We start from the raw sequence: 4639 nt of genomic DNA, 5'->3' as shown, positions 1-4639 counted from the left end.
TCCTTGATTGTACGGTGTAAATTGGTCGTAGAGGCAGCAATGCGAAGCATGAACGGGGTAGTTTTTTGGGCATGAAACGGTGTCCGTGTTGTTAACTGCTTGTCATCAACAGCCTCAAGCACCGCACCTTCATCACTGCTTAACAGTATTGGTGCGGCTTCATTGCTATCAGCCACCACCACACGGTTAAACAGCGGGGTGAGCTTGCTGATTGGCTCGCCTCTATTAACATAGCCCGTGAGTAAATACGCTTTAGGAAAACTAGATTGCCCTGTATTCAATAGCTCTGTCATTGTTCATCCTTGATATTAAACACGCCAAAAACATATATAGTTCCCATGCCCCAAATATTACTTTCTTTAAGTAATATTTCTCTTTCTTGCTTAGTAATTAAGTCTAGTTCTATAAAGTAATAATCAGGGTATGGACGACCGTTCCCCATCAGCTCTGTCGAATCTCTTGATGCGGGACTTAACACTTTATTTTTTTTATCTGAGAAAAAAAACGTCCCTGCTTTTCTTGGTAGTATAATGCGCTTGCTGGGATCTGATAAATCAATCCAATAATTTTTTGGATAACCAAGCCCTTCTGACACAAAATAAATATAATCGCCGAAAGGGGATACTTCTAAATACTTCATAGTAAATTGAGTGTTAAAACCTAAATCGACCTTCTCTATCACGTCGCCATTAAAGTCATGTAACCAGTATTTATTTTTTTTATCGGCTAAAAAGGTTTTGCCATCTGGCAATAAAAACAAGCCATTAGAGTAAATAATTGGCCGCTCAGTGAGTGCTTTGGTGGGTACATGGTAGTTATAATGCTTACCACTGGCGTAAAAAATTACATTTTCACTGTCTTTGGTCCAATTAAAATGGGCATAGCCATAGCCTTTGCTCATTAAAATAAACTGTTGGGTTTTAGTATCCCACAGCTCGCGGGTAAAGCCGTGCTCTGTTGTATCCATGGACAAGGCTATATAGCGGTTATCTGGCGAGCGCTTGGGTGTGTGGCTACCAATAAGCCCCCTACCTTCAAAGGCAGCTTCGGGGATAATGCGGCGCCTATCAGAGCCATCCATCCGTGCTGAGAACAGCGTTTTCCTTTTCATCCATTCGACTTTCGCGTTAAATAAAATACGTGGGGTTGAAAATGTTTCTTTATCGCCATACACCTCATTGCGTACCTCTTTTGGCCACTCAGGGTGGTAACTATGACGATGCGTTTTTTTATCTTTACTAAATCGACTGGGTTGCTCTTCAACAACTTGTTTTTCTGGCGGTTTAACGTCATCACCACAGCCAGTTAATTGCAATGTAGCGACACTTAGTAACATTATTACTGCGCAGTGTGAAAATGACTTAGTTAACAAGCCCGTGGTTAAAAGCGATTTAAACGTAGATTTTTTTACTGAGATTAATGACATCAATAGTCCTTGATTGTACGGTGTAAATTGATCGTAGAGGCAACAATGCAAAGCTTGAGTGGGGTAGTTTTATGGGCATGAAACAGTGTTCGTGTTGTCAACTGTTTGTCATCAACGGCTTCTAGCACGGCGCCTTCATCACTGCTTAACAGTATTGGTGTCGCTTCATTACTATCAGCCACCACCACACGGTTAAAAAGCGGGGTGAGCTTACTAATTGGCTTACCTTCATTCACATAGCCAGTGAGTAAATACGCTTTAGGGAAACTACATAGCCCTGTATAAAATTGCTCTGTCATTGTTCATCCTTGATATTAAACACGCCAAAAATACGCAAAGTTCCCATGCCCCAAATATTACTTTCTTTAAGCAATATTTCTTTTTCTTGCTTAGTGATTAAATCCAATTCAATAAAGTAATAATCAGGGTATGGACGACCGTTCCCCATTAGCTCCGTAGAATCTCTTGATGCGGGACTTAACACTTTATTTTTTTTATCTGAGAAAAAATAAGTATCTGCTTTTCTTGGTGATATAATGCGCTTACTGGGGTCCGATAAGTTAATCCAGTAATTTTGCGACGCCCCAAGACCTTCTGATAAAAAATAAATATAATCGCCGAAGGGAGATACCTTAAAACTACGCATAGAAAGGTGGTTGTTATAGCCTAAATCAACCTTCTCTATCACATCGCCATTAAAATCATGCAACCAATACTCATTTTTTTTATGTGCTAAAAAAGTTTGACCATCTGGCAATAAATACAAGCCATTAGAGTAAATAATTGGCCGCTCAGTAAGTGTTTTAGTCGGTACATGATAGTTATAATGTTTACCACTGACGTAAAAAATCACATTCTCACTGTCTTTAGTCCAGTTAAAATGGGCATAGCCATAACCTTCGCTCATTAAAATAAACTGCTGGGTTTTAGTATCCCAAAGCTCACGTGTATAGCCAAGTTCATTGTTGTACATTGATATTGCGATATACCGGTTATCAGGAGAGCGCACCGGTTTATGACCGTCGACCATATTCTTACCCGTAAATACGCTTTCTGGAATAATCCTACGCCTGTCAGAGCCATCCATGCGCGCTGAAAACAACGTTTCTATACCTATCCACTCAACCTCAGCTCTAAATAAAATACGCGGGGTTGAGAATGTTTCTTTATCACCATACACCTCATTTCGTACCTCTTTTGGCCACTCAGGGTGGTATGTATGACGATACGCCAATTTGTCTTTACTAAATCGTCTGGGTTGCTCTTCAACAACTTGTTTTTCTGATGTTTTAACGTCACCACCACAGCCAGTTAATAGCAATGTAGTAATACTTAGTAATATCATGGCGCTGCTTCGCGCGCTTTTACTAAACGCCTTTATATTCGTTATGCTGTGTAAAAGCGGTTTAAAACGGGCTGTGTTTTCTGAGATTAATGACATGGGTAATCCTAGTATATATGGTGTAAATTTATTAATAGATTTATCTTATAAATCTATGTTATTTATAATAAATTCATTCATCATCTATATTAATGCTTGGCATTAATTCTGCTTGCGGTGTTTGACCTCTCAACTGTGTATAAGGCACTCGTTCAAAGATATAAAAAGGCTCAGCCCCGTCATCTGGATCTTGTATTAAATTAAAAGTACCTTCGGTGGGAATTTTTTTAAACGTGAGCCGAACCCAATCTGTATCTACAATACGTCGATCACCTACAGAGCATTCTTGACGCCAACAGCTTTCAACATGCTCAAGAATAACTTTCTCATTGAGCGGGTTTATTGGTTTAGCCGATGATTTAGTTAAATTTAACTGGTATGCAAAGGTGATTTTTGGCTCTGTAATATACTTTTTATTTCTATTATTTATCTGCATAGGCGAACACTGTGAAATACTCATATTAGCTCCCAAATACTTGCTGTCATTTTGCTTTGGTTTTCTTCCCTGCAATTCCATCTACTTCAAGGTCGTGCTCGTATTGAAAATCCCTCACTCCCGCTTTGGTTTTTGAGCCGTTAATTCCATCAACTGTACCGCAGTCAAAGCCCAGTAAATTACAACGCCCCTGTACGCCTGAAAGTGTGTCAATGGGGTCTAAATCACCCACTTGTGCGGTAAAACTTTCACTGGGTGAGCTTTGATCTTCCTTGAGATATAAATCAACCTGAGCGGTGAGCGTGTCGTTTTCATTTAGCTCAACTTCAACTAAGCCGTCGCTCGGTAAAACGGTATCGATAGTTTGGCTGCCGATGTTGAGTACAATACGTTTGCCAGTGATGTCGCGGCCGTCGTCATAAAATACTTTTAAGCGAAAATATTCTTTTTCACCGCGAACTACAAAGGTGTTCTTACTACCTGTTTTTAGCGGCATGAATTTTTCGGCTTTTTGCGGGATCTTTATAATATCCCCCGGAAAAATTAGATTAGGATCGGGCCGCAGTGTTCTAAATTCAGCATTAATTGGATGCTGGTAAAGGCTTTTTGAGGTCCTAAAACCATATTGTCGCGCAATCCTTAACAGGGTTTCTCCTTGCGTTACTGTGTGTTGCTGGACCATGATTTATATCCTTATAAATAATTAGCTTAGGGCGCTAGGCCTACAAGCCAATCTTTGTCGTCTAATTCAAAAAAGCTGACCTTGGCGTTTTCAAAGTCGGGGCCTGATATTTTTTCCTACTTCCCCTGTACTTATCCGTGTATATGCAAGTAAATTTTTAGCTAACTTATAACCATTTTTATCTATTGCCACTTCACCAAAGTAAATTCTGTTCTCTGACTTATCTAACCATTCAACGGCTACTTTTTCTGGGAATTTTTTATCGTAAACACTTACCGTCGCCCTTGTTTCACCATAGCAGCACCAATTGAACCTGACGGTATTCCCCACTCATCATCAAATACCACAGAACGCCCCCAAATTGCATTGCCATTTTCCGTGCCGACACCTGCGACCATGTAATCAATTTTACCTGTTGAGGCGCAACCCATTACAAATAATGTAAAGGTCAATGTGGTGAGACATTTTATGAGGTTACTCAAAATATATTTCCATTTAAGTTCAAGCTGCCCTTGAGGAATGGCTTAGTTACTTATTCTCACGCCATTGAGCTTGCCCTGAGCCTAGTTCGTGTAATACATGGCCTGTAAACCCAGCAGATGGTGTATTTGAAATCCAAACTTTGATTTCACCTGATTCACCCATACCGACTAT

The 4639-nt window shown here is 40.0% G+C and carries 7 protein-coding genes; all 7 read right to left on the bottom strand.

Annotated elements, in window-relative coordinates; translation table 11 throughout:
- Window positions 1–293, bottom strand: a 293-nt coding sequence (locus tag H5232_RS22280; RefSeq protein WP_182719762.1) for a hypothetical protein, incomplete at its 3' end; no start/stop codon positions are given.
- Complete coding sequence (locus H5232_RS22275) at window positions 290–1426, bottom strand: hypothetical protein (protein WP_182831536.1); 1137 nt, start codon at window positions 1424–1426, stop codon at window positions 290–292. The genes H5232_RS22280 and H5232_RS22275, both read right to left, overlap by 4 nt.
- Window positions 1426–1725, bottom strand: coding sequence for a hypothetical protein (locus H5232_RS22270; protein WP_182768389.1), 300 nt, complete (start codon window positions 1723–1725; stop codon window positions 1426–1428). Before H5232_RS22270 ends, H5232_RS22275 begins: the two co-directional genes overlap by 1 nt.
- On the bottom strand, window positions 1722–2867 hold the full coding sequence (locus H5232_RS22265; RefSeq protein ID WP_182831535.1) for a hypothetical protein: 1146 nt from the start codon (window positions 2865–2867) through the stop codon (window positions 1722–1724). The genes H5232_RS22270 and H5232_RS22265 overlap by 4 nt, the downstream gene beginning before the upstream one ends.
- Before the next feature lie 73 nt (window positions 2868–2940).
- The gene (locus tag H5232_RS22260; protein ID WP_182785419.1) at window positions 2941–3327 is read right to left on the bottom strand and encodes a hypothetical protein; all 387 of its coding nucleotides are present in this window, start codon (window positions 3325–3327) and stop codon (window positions 2941–2943) included.
- Between the two features lie 22 nt (window positions 3328–3349).
- Window positions 3350–3985, bottom strand: a complete 636-nt coding sequence (locus H5232_RS22255) for a peptidoglycan-binding protein (protein WP_182768405.1) — start codon at window positions 3983–3985, stop codon at window positions 3350–3352.
- Between the two features lie 272 nt (window positions 3986–4257).
- Window positions 4258–4467 carry a hypothetical protein gene (locus H5232_RS24400; protein ID WP_259398918.1) on the bottom strand — a complete coding sequence of 70 codons (210 nt, stop codon included), beginning with the start codon at window positions 4465–4467 and terminating at the stop codon, window positions 4258–4260.
- Between the last annotated feature and the right edge of the window lie 172 nt (window positions 4468–4639).

Source organism: Pseudoalteromonas sp. SG41-5 (assembly GCF_014164495.1).
Lineage (GTDB): Bacteria > Pseudomonadota > Gammaproteobacteria > Enterobacterales > Alteromonadaceae > Pseudoalteromonas > Pseudoalteromonas rhizosphaerae.
This window is presented reverse-complemented; position numbering and strand designations above follow the sequence as displayed.